General features: G+C 67.4%; 12 protein-coding genes. 1 reads left to right on the plus strand and 11 read right to left on the minus strand.

Annotated elements, in window-relative coordinates; translation table 11 throughout:
• The coding region (locus B1964_RS01805; RefSeq protein ID WP_253193850.1) for a DUF4234 domain-containing protein at positions 1–601 on the plus strand (601 nt) is incomplete at its 5' end.
• A 1-nt stretch (position 602) separates the two neighbouring features.
• Here the strand turns inward: B1964_RS01805 and nuoN are convergent.
• The 11 genes from nuoN to B1964_RS01860 form a co-directional block, all read right to left on the minus strand.
• The gene (nuoN, locus tag B1964_RS01810) at positions 603–2363 is read right to left on the minus strand and encodes an NADH-quinone oxidoreductase subunit NuoN (protein ID WP_079928575.1); all 1761 of its coding nucleotides are present in this window, start codon (positions 2361–2363) and stop codon (positions 603–605) included.
• Complete coding sequence (locus tag B1964_RS01815; RefSeq protein WP_079928576.1) at positions 2363–3973, minus strand: NADH-quinone oxidoreductase subunit M; 1611 nt, start codon at positions 3971–3973, stop codon at positions 2363–2365. Before B1964_RS01815 ends, nuoN begins: the two co-directional genes overlap by 1 nt.
• Positions 3974–3976: 3 nt before the next feature.
• The gene (gene nuoL / locus B1964_RS01820) at positions 3977–5896 is read right to left on the minus strand and encodes an NADH-quinone oxidoreductase subunit L (RefSeq protein ID WP_079928577.1); all 1920 of its coding nucleotides are present in this window, start codon (positions 5894–5896) and stop codon (positions 3977–3979) included.
• Between the two features lie 27 nt (positions 5897–5923).
• Entirely contained in the window at positions 5924–6223 is a 300-nt protein-coding gene (gene nuoK, locus B1964_RS01825) for an NADH-quinone oxidoreductase subunit NuoK (RefSeq protein ID WP_006371695.1), read from the minus strand.
• On the minus strand, positions 6220–6999 hold the full coding sequence (locus B1964_RS01830) for an NADH-quinone oxidoreductase subunit J (RefSeq protein WP_079928578.1): 780 nt from the start codon (positions 6997–6999) through the stop codon (positions 6220–6222). Before B1964_RS01830 ends, nuoK begins: the two co-directional genes overlap by 4 nt.
• A 14-nt stretch (positions 7000–7013) precedes the next feature.
• Positions 7014–7637 carry an NADH-quinone oxidoreductase subunit NuoI gene (gene nuoI, locus B1964_RS01835; protein WP_079928579.1) on the minus strand — a complete coding sequence of 208 codons (624 nt, stop codon included), beginning with the start codon at positions 7635–7637 and terminating at the stop codon, positions 7014–7016.
• Complete coding sequence (gene nuoH / locus B1964_RS01840; protein WP_020173167.1) at positions 7630–8913, minus strand: NADH-quinone oxidoreductase subunit NuoH; 1284 nt, start codon at positions 8911–8913, stop codon at positions 7630–7632. The genes nuoI and nuoH overlap by 8 nt, the downstream gene beginning before the upstream one ends.
• Positions 8910–11312 (minus strand): NADH-quinone oxidoreductase subunit G, encoded by a 2403-nt coding sequence (locus tag B1964_RS01845; RefSeq protein WP_079928580.1) that lies wholly within the window; start codon positions 11310–11312, stop codon positions 8910–8912. Before B1964_RS01845 ends, nuoH begins: the two co-directional genes overlap by 4 nt.
• Positions 11309–13438, minus strand: coding sequence for an NADH-quinone oxidoreductase subunit NuoF (gene nuoF / locus B1964_RS01850; protein ID WP_079928581.1), 2130 nt, complete (start codon positions 13436–13438; stop codon positions 11309–11311). Before nuoF ends, B1964_RS01845 begins: the two co-directional genes overlap by 4 nt.
• Entirely contained in the window at positions 13435–14775 is a 1341-nt protein-coding gene (locus tag B1964_RS01855) for an NADH-quinone oxidoreductase subunit D (protein WP_079928582.1), read from the minus strand. Before B1964_RS01855 ends, nuoF begins: the two co-directional genes overlap by 4 nt.
• Positions 14772–15338, minus strand: a 567-nt coding sequence (locus B1964_RS01860; RefSeq protein ID WP_079928583.1) for an NADH-quinone oxidoreductase subunit C, incomplete at its 5' end; no start/stop codon positions are given. The genes B1964_RS01860 and B1964_RS01855, both read right to left, overlap by 4 nt.

Raw genomic sequence — 15338 nt, forward strand, 5'->3', positions numbered from 1 at the left:
GCACGGGGCCCCGCCCGTGCCGCCCGCCGGTCCGCCGCGCCCCGTCGCGCAACCCGGGATGGGGCAGCGTCCGCACGAGCCGTATTCCGGCAGGCATGACCAACGCGGTCCGCAAATACCACCCGGACAGCCTGGGCTGCCGGCACGGTCGGACGCGCAACCTCCGGCACCGGGCGGACAAGTTCCGACCGGACGCCCCGTCGCCGACGGCGAGGCGATGAAGAAGCGCAACCCGATTGCGGTGTGGATCGGCCTGCCGCTGATCACCCTCGGGATCTACTCGCTGGTCTGGTACTACAAGATCAACAAGGAGATGGCCGCCTTCGATCGGCGCAAGGAGATCTCGGCGGTCGGGCCACTGTTGGTGATCATCTTCCTCAGTTGGACGGTCATCGCCCCGATCATCAGCTTCCACAACACCGGCAAGCGCATCCGTGAGGCCCAGCGCTGCGCCGGGCTGCCCGAGACGTGTAATCCGTTGCTGTGCTGGGTACTCGGCTTCGTCTTCGGTCTGCACACCTTCTACATGCAGAGCGAACTGAACAAGATCGTCGACCGCTACGGAGCCGAACCGGGCACGACGGTGCCGCTGTTCGCCTGACTCACAGGAACGATCCGGCTCCACCGACGAGGTCGAGGAGTGGTTGTGGGAAGAACCCGAGCACGATCGTGACCGCCGTGCACAAGGCGATGGACGTGGTCGTCAATGCGCTGGGCCGCACCACATGCGGGGCGTCGACGGGAACGTCGGAGAAGAACATCGCCACGATGATGCGGATGTAGAAGTACGCCGCGATGGCGCTGCTGATCACACCGATCACCACCAGCACCGAACCGCCGCTACCCGAGACCGCGGCGAACACATCGAATTTCGCGATGAAGCCACTCGTCAACGGAATGCCGGCGAACGCCAGCAGGAACATCGAAAACATTGCTCCCACAAGCGGATAGCGCCGCCCGAGACCGGCCCACTGATCGATGCCGGTGGCCTCGCGTCCGGACAGGTGCGCTCCGGTGGCGCCGCCGGTGCGGGCCGACCCGGTGAACGTCGTCGGCTCGCGAACCACCGAGACCGTGGCGAACGCACCGAACGTCGAGAAGGCGTACGCGGCCAGATAGAACAGGGTGGCGCTGACGCCCGCTTCGTCAAAGGCGATGAGCCCCAACAAAATAAACCCGGTGTGTGTCACCGAGGAGTAGGCGAGCAGGCGTTTGACGTCGGACTGGGTCACCGCCATCACCGCACCGCCGAGCATGGTGACGATCGCCACCGCCCACAACACCGGTTTCCAATCGTCGGCGAGCGCACCGAAGCTCGTGTAGAAAACCCGCAGCAGCGCGCCGAACGCAGCAATCTTGGTGGCCGCGGCCATGAACGCGGTCACCGGCGTGGGTGCGCCCTGATAGACGTCGGGGACCCACGAATGGAACGGCACCGCGCCGATCTTGAACAGCAACCCCACCGAGAGCAACGCCAACCCGATCAGCGGGAGCAGTACCTCACCCGACGTTCCGGCGGCGGCGCGATCGACACTGATCCCGATGACCGTCAGGTCCAGCGAGCCGGTGCCGCCGTAGACGAAGGCGGCGCCGAACAGGAAGAACGCCGACGAGAAGGCGCCCAGCAGAAAATATTTGAGGGATGCCTCCTGGGAGAGCAGGCGGCGGCGCCGGGCCAGGGCGCACAACAGGTATAGCGGCAGCGAGAACACCTCGAGCGCGATGAACATGGTGAGCAGATCACCGCATGCGACGAACAGCATCATCCCGCCGACCGCGAGCAGGGTCAGCGGAAAGACCTCGGTGGTCACGCCACCGGCTCGGGTCGCGTCGAATTCGTCGTCGGAATTCGGGGTACTCGCTCCCGACGGCGTGAACATGTCGGCGCGGTCGCCGGTCAGCGTGGCCTGTGCTGCCGCCCCCGGCCCATCACTGACCCGACGTCGTCCGGCGGGGTGTTTCACCAAGCGCGTCGACGGTGCCACGACCCGTTCGAGTCCGCGCTCGGCCATGAACGCCACGGCGAGCACGGAGATCACCAGCAACAGCCCCTGCAGGAACAGTGCGGGCCGATCGAGCACCACCGCCCCGGACACCGCGGTCCGTCCCTGACCACCGTCGTCGGTGAGATGGACGGCCAGCACGATGACCGCGATCAGCGCGGCCACCAGCCCCGCCGTCGACAGCACCAGTTGGGCGCGCCACCGGCCGGCCCGCGGCGCGAACGCCTCGACCAGCACCCCGATGACGCCGACGCCGAAGACGATCAACATCGGTGACAGCAGAGAGTATTCGACGTGGGGCGGGGCGATCGCGGCCAGCGTCGCCGTGATTTCGTGCGCAGTGGTCACGTGTGCCGCCATCACTTGCCACCTCCGTTGTTCTGGACCACCACGGCCGGTGCCGGGTCGTCGCGTCCCACGGTGGTCAGCGTGTGCGAGACCGTGGGGGTGATCAGATTCAGCAGTGGCTGCGGGAAGAACCCGAAGACGAGCAGCAGGGCGAGCAGCGGTGCCACGACGAGACGTTCGCGGCCGTGTAGATCAGGCATCGTCCGACGGGCGGCGCCGGGACCCTCCACCGGTGTCGGCGGGCCACCCATCACGCGTTGATAGAGCCAGAGAATGTAGATGGCGGACAGGACCAACGCGCTCGACGCCGCGATCGCGGCCACCGGGTACCGGGTGAAAGTTCCGATGAACACCAGGAATTCGCTGATGAACGGCGACAGCCCGGGAAGTGACAGGGTGGCCAGCCCGGCGACGAGGAAGGTGCCGGCGAGGACCGGCGCGACCTTCGCGATGCCACCGTAGTCGGCGATCAGGCGGCTACCACGCCGCGAGACGAGGAACCCGGCGATCAAGAACAGTGCCGCGGTGGAGATTCCGTGATTGACCATGTAAAGGGTCGCACCGCTCTGGGACTCGCTGGTCATGGCGAACACGCCGAGGATGATGAAACCGAAGTGCGAGATCGAGGTGTAGGCGATCAACCGCATCATGTCGGTTTGTGCGATGGCCAGGATCGCGCCGTAGACGATACCGATCACCGACAGCGCGATGATCAGTGGGGCAAAGGTTTTCGATGCCTCGGGGAACAGCTGCAGACAGAATCGCAGCATCGCGAAGGTGCCGACCTTGTCGACGACGGCCATCATCAGCACCGCCGACGCCGGGGTGGCCGCGACCGCCGAATCGGGGAGCCACGAGTGGAACGGCCACAGCGGGGCCTTGATCGCGAAGGCGATCATGAAGCCGCCGAACAGCAATGCCAGTACCCCGGTGCTCGCGTCGAGGCGTCCGCCGGCCACCGCGTCGGAGATCGCCGGGAGACTGAAGGTGCCGCGGCCGTCGGCGCCGATTCCCGAGCGTGCGGTCACCACGTACAGCCCGATCACCGCCGCGAGCATCAGCAGCCCACCGAACAGGTTGTACAACAAGAACTTCACCGCGGCGGCGGCCTGCGTGCCACCGCTGCCGAAACCGCCGATGAGGAAGTACATCGGGATCAGCATGGCCTCGAACACGATGTAGAACAGCAGGACGTCGGTGGCGACGAAGCTCATCAGCACCATCGCCTCGACCGCCAGCATCAACGCGAAGTAGGTGTGTGGGCCCTTCTGCCGGCGACCGCCCGAATGGTCCAGGGAGCCTGCATGATCGGCGTCACGCCAGCCGGCCAGCACGAGAATCGGCATGAGCACGGTGGTGAGCAGGATCAGGACCAGCCCGATGCCGTCGAGACCCAGTTCGTAGCGCGCGCCGAAGGACGGGATCCACCGCACGTCGGTGACGAACTGATAGCGGGGGCCGTCGGGATCGAAACCGATCGTGAGCCCGACCGACACCGCCAGCGCGGCCACCGTGCCGAGCAGACCCGCCCACTTCGCGAGATCGGGGCGCTGCGCCGGGATCGCGAGCACACCGACGGCGACCACCGCCGGGATCAGCCAGAGGATCGTCAACCAGCCCATCGTCTACACCCCCCTGACCAGCATCAGCGCGGCCACCACGACGGTCGCCCCGGCCAGCATCGACAGCGCATATGATCGGACGAAACCGCTCTGCCACAGCCGTATTCGATTCGACGATGCGGTGACCAAGGTGCCGACGCCGACCCCGGCGCCGTCGACACCCTCGGATTCGAGGACGTCGAGACCTCGTGCCAGTGCCTGGCCGGGTCGCATCAACACGCGCTCGTTGAACGCATCGCCGTAGAGGTCGCGGCGTGCCGCGACCGTCAGTGCGGTGACCTCGCGCGGTGCCGTCAGCGGGATCGGAGCCCGGGCGTATCGCGCCCACGCGACACCGATACCCGCCGCGACCACGACCAGGACACCCACCGTCACGACCCAGGTGGGCACCGGCAGCTCGCTGTGATGCTCGCCGACCACCGGTGTCAGCCAGTGCACCAGTGCGTCGCCGCTGACCAACAACCCGCCCGCGGCGACCGATCCGAGCGCGAGCAGGACCATCGGTCCGGTCATCGTGGCCGGCGCCTCGTGCGGGTGTGCCTCTGGCGCCCAACGCTTCTCGCCGAAGAAGGTCATCAGCATGATGCGGGTCATGTAGAAGGCGGTGATGCCCGCGCCGAGCAGCGCGGCCCCACCGAGGAGTACGCCCCGTGCACCGCCGGCGCCGAAGGCCGCCTCGATGATCGGGTCCTTGGAGAAGAATCCCGAGAACGGGGGTACCCCGATCAATGCCAGATACCCGAGCCCGAAGGTGACGAAGGTGATCGGCATGAGTGTGCGCAGCCCGCCGAATCGGCGCATGTCGGTCTCGTCGTTCATCGCGTGCATCACCGAGCCCGCCCCGAGGAACAACCCGGCCTTGAAGAATCCATGGGTGAGCAGATGCATGATCGCGAATGCGTAACCGGCCGGCCCCAATCCGGCGGCCAGCACCATGTATCCGATCTGGCTCATCGTGGAGGCGGCCAGTGCCTTCTTGATGTCGTCCTTGGCGCAACCGATGATCGCGCCGAACAGCAGTGTCACCGCTCCGACGACCGCCACGGCCAGACGGGCGTCGGGGGCGACGTCGAAGATCGCGTGCGAACGGGCGATCAGATAGACGCCTGCGGTCACCATGGTCGCCGCATGGATGAGCGCCGACACCGGCGTCGGGCCCTCCATCGCGTCACCGAGCCACGATTGCAACGGTACCTGGGCGGATTTGCCGCACGCGGCGAGCAACAGCAGGAAACCCAATGCGGTCATGGTGGCGTGTCCGGCGGCGTCGGCGCCGGCGAACACGGTGGAGAACGAGACCGATCCGAAGGTCGCGAACATGACCATCAGCGCGACCGCCAACCCGATGTCGCCGACGCGGTTCACCACGAACGCCTTCTTCGCGGCGGTCGCCGCCGAGGGCCGCTGCTGCCAGAACCCGATCAGCAGGTAGGACGCGAGACCGACTCCCTCCCAACCGAGATAGAGGCCGAGGTAGGAGTCGGCGAGTACCAGCACGAGCATCGCGGCGAGGAACAGGTTGAGGTAGGCGAAGAATCGGCGACGATCGGGATCCGAGACCATGTAGCCGATCGAATAGATGTGGATCAGGGTGCCGACGCCGGTGATCAACAGCACGAAGCACATCGACAGCTGATCGAGGTAGAGCCCCATGTCGACGCTCAAGCCGCCGCTGCCGGTGCCGGCCGGGGTGATGTGCAGCCACGTGAACAGCACCTGGTGTACGGGACGGTCGGCGGTGTTCCGGCCGAGCATCCCGACGAACAGCGCGACGCCGACGCAGAACGATGCGGCGGCCAGCACGCATGCGAGATAGTGCCCCCAGCGGTCGGTGCGCCTGCCCGCCAGCAGCAGGACGGCCGCACCCAATAGCGGCAGCGCGGGAACAACCCAGAGAATGCTCGCCGATGTGTCGGTGCTCATGCCGCCCTCCTCATCTCCCGGCCGTCCCTATCTCCGCAGCAGGGCAGCGTCGTCGACCGAGGCGCTGCGTCGGGATCGGAAGATCATCATGATGATCGCGAGTCCGACGACCACCTCGGCGGCCGCGACCACCATCGTGAAGAACGCGATCACCTGCCCGTCGACGCTGCTCTGCATGCGCGCGAAGGTCACGAACGACAGGTTCGCCGCGTTGAGCATCAGCTCGACACACATGAACACGACGATCGCGTTGCGCCGCAACAACACCCCGGCCGCACCGATGGCGAACAGCAGGGCCGAGAGATACAGGTAGTTCTCGGGATTCACTTCGCCGTCCCCCGATCCGGTTGTCGGGCGCGCAATCGTGCGTTGACCGACAACTCCGACGGGGTGCCGTCGGGCAGCAGGGCGGGGATGTCGACGGCGTTGTGCCGGGCGAAGACTCCCGGACTCGGCAGCGGTGTGACGTCGACGCCCCTGCGGAACCGCTCGATGGAGATCTCCCGCTGGGTCCGCTTCGGCCCGAAGCGTTCTCGGTGCGCCAGCACCATCGCGCCCAGCGTCGCCGTGATCAGCAGGGCGCCGGTGAGTTCGAACGCCCACAGGTAGCGCACGAAGATCAGTTCGGCGATGGCCTCGACGGCTCCGTTGCTCCCCGGTGGCCGGGCTGCCACCGCGCCCGGCGGTGCGGTGATCGCGACGGTCGCCGCACCGATACCGCCACACAACAACGCGCCGAACCCGATTCCCAACACCACCGCGGCAACCCGTTGCCCGCGTAGCGTTTCGACCAGGGAATCCGACGAGTCCACGCCAATCAGCATGAGCACGAACAAGAACAACATCATCACCGCGCCGGTGTAGACCACGACCTGCACGACGCCGAGGAACAGGGCGCCCTGCGCGACGTAGAAGACGGCGAGCACGATCATCGTGGTGGCCAGGAACATCGCCGAATACACGGCCTTGGTGGCGAAGACCACCCCCAACGCGCCGGCGACGGCCACGACGCCGAGAATCCAGAACTGCACCGCCTCACCGGTGGAGGTGCGGGCGGCGTCGGCGAGCACCGCATCGGTCAGTGCCGCACCCGATTGCGCCACGACTGTCGAGGCACTCACGGTACGACCTCGGCGCTGGTGGTCCCGGTGCTGGTGGTCACGGCGCTGGTGGTCTCAGTGTCGGCGGTCCGGCCGGTCACGGTACCGTCGGGGCCCACGCGTCCCAGGTAGTAGTCGGCCTCTCGTGGTGCGGTCCCGGCTGCGGCCGCGGCGCTGACATCGTGCGGTGTCGGCGCGGTGCCCGCCGGTAATGGCGCGAGCAACTGCTGCTTCTCGTAGATGAGGTCGGCGCGGTTGTCGTCGGCGAGCTCGTAGTCGTTGGTCATCGTCAATGCCCGGGTGGGGCAGGCTTCGATGCACAGGCCGCAGCCGATGCACCGGAGGTAGTTGATCTGGTAGACGCGGCCGTAGCGTTCGCCCGGCGAATAGCGCTGCTCGTCGGTGTTGTCGGCGCCCTCGACGAAGATGGCGTCGGCCGGGCAGGCCCATGCGCAGAGTTCGCAGCCCACGCACTTCTCGAGACCGTCGGGGTGCCGATTGAGTTGGTGCCGACCGTGATAGCGCGGTGCGGTGGGCTTCTTCTCCTCGGGGTACTGCTCGGTCACCGTCGGTGCGAACATCGACGAGAACGTCACACCCATGCCGCTCAAGGATTTGGGGGGCTTGAGGAAGTCAGGCATCGGTGGTCTCCTTCGCGGGGAGTTGGCCGGGTAGGGGCGGTACCGGGAAGCCGCCGGCCATCGGGTCGAACGGGATCGCGCTTCGGGGCGCGGGGGTGTCGGGTACCGGGGTGTGCGGTGCCGGGCGCACGACGCGCCGGACGAGCCAGAACAACAGGAGGGTCACCACCAGCCCGACGGCCGCCGACACCAACGCTCGTGGCACCGTGTCACTCGCCGAACCGAATGCGGCGCGGATCAGCGCGACGATCATCACCCAGGTCAAGGACACCGGGATGAGGACCTTCCAGCCGAGGTTCATGAACTGGTCGTAGCGCAGACGCGGCAGGCTGGTGCGCAACCAGATGAAGACGAACATGAAGACCCAGACCTTGAGGGTGAACCACAGGATCGGCCACCAGCCGGAATTGGCTCCGTCCCAAAGACTCAGCGGCCACGGCGCCTGCCAGCCGCCGAGGAACAGCGTGGTGGCCAGTGCCGACACGGTCACCATGTTGATGTATTCGGCGAGCATGAACATCGCGAACTTCAGTGAGGAGTACTCGGTGTGGAAGCCACCGACGAGTTCGCCCTCGGCCTCGGGGAGGTCGAAGGGCGCACGGTTGGTCTCGCCGACCATGGACACCGCGTAGATGACGAAGGACGGGAGCAACACCAGGCCGTACCAGTAGTTGTGTTGTCCGGCCACGATCTCCGAGGTCGACATGGTGCCCGAGTCGAGGAACACCGCGGCGAAGGTCAGGCCCATCGCGATCTCATAGGAGATGACCTGTGCGGTCGAGCGCAGTCCGCCGAGCAGGGGATAGGTGGACCCGGAGGACCACCCGGCCAACACGATTCCGTAGACCCCGATCGACGCCATCGCCAGGATGAACAGCACCCCGACGGGCAGGTCGGTCAGTTGCAGCGGGGTGTGGTGGCCGAACACCGACACCATCGGGCCGAACGGGATCACCGCGAACGCCATGATCGCCGGGACCACGGCGATGACGGGTGCGACCAGGTAGAGGACCTTGTCGACGCCGAACGGTGTGATGCCCTCCTTCAGTGCGAGTTTCACACCGTCGGCCATGCTCTGCAGCATCCCGTGCGGACCGACCCGATTCGGGCCGAGCCGGGCTTGCATGCGGGCCATGATCTTTCGTTCGGCCAGGATCGCGACGAGTGGATTGGCCACCAGAAAGGCGAAGACCGCCACCGCCTTGATGAGCACGAGCCACCACGGGTCGTGACCGAAGTCGGCGAGATCGGGATAGTCGGTGGCTGCCAGGTTCACGACTGCCCTTCCGCCGGACGGACGGCGACGACGTCGCCGGATTCTGCATGCAGCTGCGAACGGACATGCGAGGACACCGAATAGGTGGGCACCCACACCACGCCGTCGACCATGTCGGTGATCAGCAGTGGAAGGGTCAGTGTGCCCGAGTCGGTACTCAGTTCGACGTCGTGTCCGTCGGTGAGTCCGGCAGCGCTCGCCGTGGCCGCCGAGCACCGTGCCACCGATGGGTGCGCGGTGCCGGCGAGATACGGCTCGCCGTCCTGGAGTCGGCCGTCGTCGAGCAGCAGATGCCAGGTCGACAGCACCGCCTCACCGGGGCCGGGTGTGCGGGCCGCCGACACCGGGGGTACCGGTATCTCCGGTCGAGGGCCCGTCCACGGCCCGAGGCGGCCCAATTGTGCTCGAATATCGGTGATCTCGCGGCAGTCCAGCGAGACACCCGCCGCCTGCGCCAGCGCGTCGAGGACCCGATGATCCGACAAACGCCCGGTGTCGGCGAGGGCGGCCGGGAACGGGCGTGCCCGGCCCTCCCAGTCGAGGAACATCCCTGCCTTCTCCGTGGCCGCCGCGACCGGCAGCACCACGTCGGCGCGTTCGGTCACCGCCGATGTCCGGATCTCCAGGCTCACCAGGAATCCCACCGCGTCGAGGGCGGCGATCGCCGCGGCGGGGTCGGGGAGATCGGCCGGATCGACGCCGCCGACGAGCAGCGCGTCGAGGCGTCCGGTCGTTGCGGCGGAGAGGATCTCACCGCTGTCGCGCCCGGGGATGGACGGGAGATCGCGCGCCTGCCAGAGTCCGGCGACCTGGAGTCGTGCGGTGGCATCGGTGACCGGTCGGCCGCCGGGCAGCAGGGTCGGCAGCGCGCCGACCTCCACCGCTCCGCGATCGCCGGCCCGACGCGGAATCCACACCAGCCGTGCGCCGGTCTTTTCGGCGAGCCGTACCGCCGCCGAGAGGGCGCCACGCGCGCTCGCGAGACGTTCGCCGACGATGATGACCGATCCCGAGTCCCCGAGCAGCGCCGCGGTGGAGTCGTCATCGAGTACCGCGGCCTCGGCGCCGGGAACGGTGGGAAGTACTGTGCCGTTCAGCTTTTCGATGCCGGGACTACGCCACGGCGCGATCGCGTGGACCCGGGTGCCGGTGGTGCGCACCGCGCGACGCAGTCGCAGGAAGACGATCGGTGACTCCTCCTCCGGCTCGAATCCGGCGAGCAGCACGGTTGGCGCCGCGACCAGTGCGTCGTAGGTGAGGTCGTCGGCGCGGGCGGCGACGTGGCGGGTGAGGAAGGCGGTCTCCTCGGCGCTGTGCGGCCGGGAGCGGAAATCGATGTCGTTGGTGCCGAGAACGGTTCGCGCGAACCGGACGTAGGCGTAGGCGTCCTCGGCGGTGATCCGGCCGCCGGTGAGGACTCCGGTACGTCCCCGGGCGGCCTGCAGTCCGTCGGCGGCGGCGCGCAACGCCTGCGCCCACGACACCTCCCGCAGCTGTCCGTGCCGGTCCCGGACCAGCGGAGTGGTGAGCCGATCGGCGCCGGCGGTGTAGGCGAACGCCCAGCGTCCCTTGTCGCAGTTCCACTCCTCGTTGACCGCGGGATCGTCGGCGGCCAGGCGCCGCAACACCTTTCCACGCCGATGGTCGGTGCGCTGGGCGCAGCCGCTCGCACAGTGTTCGCAGGCGCTCGGGGTGGACACCAGATCGAACGGCCGGGCGCGGAAGCGGTAGGCGGTACCGGTCAGCGCACCGACGGGACAGATCTGCACGGTGTTGCCGGAGAAGTACGAGTCAAACGGGGTTCCGTCGGCGGTGCTGACCTGTTGCAGCGCACCACGATCGGCGAGGTCGATGAGCGGGTCGCCGGCGATCTGGTCGGCGAAGCGGGTGCAGCGGGCGCACAGCACGCACCGCTCCCGGTCGAGCAGCACCGCCGAGGACAGCGGAACCGGTTTGGTGTAGGTGCGTTTGGGTCCGGTGAACCGCGAGCGCGGACGCCCGGCGGTCATCGCCTGGTTCTGCAGCGGGCATTCACCGCCCTTGTCGCAGATCGGGCAGTCCAGCGGATGGTTGATGAGCAGCAGTTCCATCACCCCGCGCTGGGCCTTCTCGGCGATCTCCGAGCCGAGTTGGGTGCGGACCTCCATGCCCTCGGTGACCGTGGTGGTGCATGAGGCGAGCGGTTTGCGCTGCCCCTCGACCTCGACGAGACACTGCCGGCACGCACCGACCGGGGCGAGCAACGGGTGATCGCAGAACCGGGGAATCTGGATGCCCACCCGTTCGGCAGCCCGGATCACCAAGGTGCCGGGGGGTACCCGGACCTCGGTGCCGTCGATGGTCGCGGTGACGAGTTCGACGGGTTCGGCGGACGAGGGCCGGTCGGACAGTGCGGTCATAGGCTCGCTCCCGGGACGTACAGCGTGCGGTGGTCGGTGAAGACGGTCGACGCGGCGGGATCGAACGGACAGCGCCCGCGCGCATCCGGACCCGACCCGGGGCGGGTGTGGGCGAGAAACTCGTCCCGGAAGTACTTGAGCGCCGAGACGATCGGGCTTCCGGCGCCGTCGCCGAGTGCGCAGAACGACTTCCCGACGATGCTGTTGGTGACGTCGGCGAGGACCGCGAGTGCCGCGGACATCTCGTCGGCGTCGAGGTCGCCGGACTCGATGGCGCGTAGCTGTTGCACCAGCCAGTAGGTGCCCTCCCGGCACGGTGTGCACTTGCCGCATGACTCGTGTGCGTAGAACTCGGTCCAGCGCAGTACCGCCCGTACCACGCACGTGGTCTCGTCGAAGATCTGTAAGGCCTTGGTACCCAACATCGATCCGGCCTCGGCGACGCCCTCGTAGTCCAGCGGTACGTCGAGATGGTCGGCGGTGAGCATCGGTGTCGACGATCCGCCCGGCGTCCAGAACTTGAGGTGGTGCCCGTCGCGGACGCCACCGGCCCGATCGAGTAACTGCCGCAACGTGATCCCGAGGGGAGCCTCGTATTGGCCGGGATGGTTGACGTGTCCCGACAGCGAGTACAGGGTGAATCCCGGCGATTTCTCGGTGCCCATGGCGCGGAACCAGTCGATGCCGTTGCGCAGGATCGCCGGGACGCTGGCGATCGATTCGACGTTGTTGACCACGGTCGGACTCGCGTACAGGCCGGCGACCGCGGGGAACGGCGGCCGTAGTCGGGGCTGCCCGCGACGCCCCTCGAGCGAATCGAGCAATGCCGTTTCCTCACCGCAGATGTAGGCGCCGGCGCCGGCGTGCACCACGAGGTCGATGTCGACTCCCGATCCGAGGACGTCACGCCCCAGATAGCCTGCGGTGTAGGCCTCGTCGACGGCCTGACGCAGGCGACGCAGCACTCCGACGACCTCACCGCGCAGGTAGATGAAGGCGTGGCGTGCCCGGATCGCGTACGCCGCGATGATCGCCCCCTCCACGAGGGCGTGCGGAGACGCGAGCATCAACGGCATGTCCTTGCAGGTGCCCGGCTCGGACTCGTCGGCGTTGACCACCAGATAGTGTGGTGGCGCGTCCGGATTCGGGTCGTCTCCTTTGTTCTGCGGGATGAACGACCATTTCAGTCCCACCGGGAAACCCGCCCCGCCGCGCCCGCGCAATCCCGCCGACTTGACCGCCTCGATGACGGCGTCGGGAGCCATGTCCAGCGCGGCCCGCAGACCGCGATATCCGTTGTGGCGCAGATAGTTGTCCAGGGTCCACGAGTCCGGCTCCGCCCAGTGCCGCGACAGGACCGGAGGCGCTGCGGGCTCGTCCTCGACCGGATACTCGGTGGCCGCGCCATCACCGGCCCCGGCATCACCTGCGGTGGGGGACGCGACCTCAACGACTCCGGCCAATACGGCTGCGGTGTCCCGGAATCCGGCCACCGCCCGATCACCACGACTGGGCGTCACCTCGACCCCGGCCCGCAGGTCCTCGACGAGCTCGACGACCGACTCCGTGGTCTGCTGATCGAAGAACTCCCAGTTGACCATCACCACCGGGGCGAGATCGCAGGCCGCGTTGCATTCGAGGTGCTCGACGGTGATGCGGTGATCTTCCGTGGTCTCACCGGGTGCGACACCGAGGTGTTCACACACCGTGCGTAGGATCTCGTCACCGCCGAGGACCCCACAGAGGGTGTTGGTGCACACACCGATCAGGTACTCGCCGGTGGGCGTGCGGCGGAACATCGAGTAGAAGGTGGCCACCGCGGCGACCTGGGCGTCGGTGAGGTCGAGGATCTCGGCGCACAGTGCGATACCGGCGCGGGTGAGGTGTCCGTCCTGGGACTGCATCAGGTGCAGCAAGGGTAGCAGCGCCGATCGGGACTGCGGGTAACGCGCGACGATCGGGGCGGCAGCCTGTCGCAGACGATCGGCGACGTCATCGGGATAGGTTGCCGGACCGTCGAATTCGATCGGTCCGTGCGGGCGTGCGACGCACGCGGCGGGTTCGGCCGGCGCGGGTTCGGGTGGCGGCCCGTCGATTCCCAGTTCGAGGTACACCGGTTCGCTCATCGGTCCACGCCTCCCATCACCGGGTCGATGCTGGCCACGGCGGTGATCACGTCGGCGACCATGCCGCCCTCGCACATCGCCGCCACGGCCTGCAGGTTGGTGAACGACGGATCGCGGAAATGCACTCGGTAGGGCCGGGTTCCGCCGTCGGAGACCATGTGGACACCCAGCTCACCGCGCGGCGATTCGATCGCCACATAACACTGGCCCGGTGGCACCCGCATACCCTCGGTGACGAGTTTGAAGTGGTGGATCAGCGACTCCATGGATTCGCCCATGATCTCGGCGATGTGGGCGGGGGAGTTGCCGAGTCCGTCGGGTCCGAGCGCGAGATCGGCGGGCCAGGCGATGTTCGCGTCGGTCACCATCACGGGTCCGGGCCGCAGCCGTGCCAGGCACTGTTCGACGATCCGCACCGACTCACTCATCTCTCGCACGCGAATCACATAGCGCCCGTAGGAGTCACAGGTGGTCTCGGTGATCACGTCGAAGTCGTAGTCCTCGTACCCGCAGTAGGGCTCGGTCTTGCGGACGTCGTGCGGGAGGCCGGTGGATCGCAGGACGGGGCCGGTGATGCCGAGCGCCATGCACCCGGTGAGGTCGAGGAAACCGACGTCGCAGGTGCGCGCTTTCCAGATGTAGTTGTCGGTCAACAGGTCCGAGAGTTTGGCCAGTTGCTCGGGCAGGCCGGCGACGATCGCGGCGATCTGCTCCACTGCGCCGTCGGGGAGGTCGGTGGCCACTCCACCGGGCCGGATGAAGGCGTGGTTCATCCGTAGGCCGGTGACGAGCTCGAAGATATCGAGAATCTGTTCGCGGATACCGAAACCGGAGAACATCGCGGTCACCGCACCGAGTTCCATACCGCCGGTGGCCAGGGCGACAAGGTGGGAGGTGATCCGGTTGAGCTCCATGAGCATCACCCGGATGACCGAGGCGCGCTCGGGGATGGCCTCGGTGATGCCCAGGAGCTTCTCCACCGCCAGGCAGTAGGCCGTCTCGTTGAAGAACGGTGAGAGATAATCCATGCGGGTGACGAAGGTGACGCCCTGAATCCAGTTGCGGTACTCCAGGTTTTTCTCGATCCCGGTGTGCAGGTACCCGATTCCGCATCGTGCCTCGGTGACCGTCTCGCCCTCGATCTCCAGGATCAGCCGCAGCACCCCGTGCGTGGACGGGTGCTGCGGACCCATGTTCACCACGATCCGCTCCTCGCCGGAGTTGGCGGCGGCGCGCGCCGACACCTCGGCGACGATCTCGTCCCAATCCTGGCCGGAGACGGTGTAGGTGTGTTCGGGCCGAGCGGCGTGACTCGGCCGCGGGTCGAGATCGGTCATGAGTACGACCTCCGGCGATCTGGGGGTGCAACCTGGGTTCCCTTGTACTCCACCGGAACCCCGCCCAGCGGGTAGTCCTTGCGCTGGGGGTGACCCACCCAGTCGTCGGGCATCGAGATCCGGGTGAGCGCGCGGTGGCCGTCGAAGACGATGCCGAAGAAGTCGAAGGTCTCGCGTTCGTGCCAGTCGTTGGTCGGGTAGATCTCGCACAAGCTCGGGATGTGCGGGTCGGCGTCGGGGACCGCCACCTCCAGCCGCAGCCGCCGATTGTGGGTGATCGACGCCAGCGGATACACCGCGTGGAGTTCGCGGCCGGTGTCGTCGGGATAGTGAACCCCGTTGACGCCCAAGCACAATTCGAAGCGCAGCGCCTCGTGGTTGCGCAGCGTCAGTGCGATGACGGCCAGATGTCGGGCGACGACGTACATCGTCATCTCCCCGGCGTGGATCTCCACCTTCTCGATGGCCTCGTCGAAACCCGGCCCCCCGTTTGCGTCGAGTGCGGCGGAGAGTGTGTCGGCGATGTGGTCGAAGTATCCTCCGTAGGGCCGGGTCGCGGCGGG

Origin of the sequence: Gordonia sp. i37, assembly GCF_002043085.1 — a bacterium.
Classification (GTDB): Bacteria; Actinomycetota; Actinomycetes; order Mycobacteriales; family Mycobacteriaceae; genus Gordonia; species Gordonia polyisoprenivorans.

Coding starts and splice junctions, on each gene's coding strand:
- nuoN (WP_079928575.1), bottom strand. CDS start 2,363: ATGGCGGCACACGTGACCACTGCGCACGAAATCACGGCGACGCTGGCC.
- nuoL (WP_079928577.1), bottom strand. CDS start 5,896: ATGAGCACCGACACATCGGCGAGCATTCTCTGGGTTGTTCCCGCGCTG.
- B1964_RS01815 (WP_079928576.1), bottom strand. CDS start 3,973: ATGGGCTGGTTGACGATCCTCTGGCTGATCCCGGCGGTGGTCGCCGTC.
- B1964_RS01845 (WP_079928580.1), bottom strand. CDS start 11,312: ATGACCGCACTGTCCGACCGGCCCTCGTCCGCCGAACCCGTCGAACTC.
- B1964_RS01855 (WP_079928582.1), bottom strand. CDS start 14,775: ATGACCGATCTCGACCCGCGGCCGAGTCACGCCGCTCGGCCCGAACAC.
- nuoF (WP_079928581.1), bottom strand. CDS start 13,438: ATGAGCGAACCGGTGTACCTCGAACTGGGAATCGACGGGCCGCCACCC.
- nuoI (WP_079928579.1), bottom strand. CDS start 7,637: ATGCCTGACTTCCTCAAGCCCCCCAAATCCTTGAGCGGCATGGGTGTG.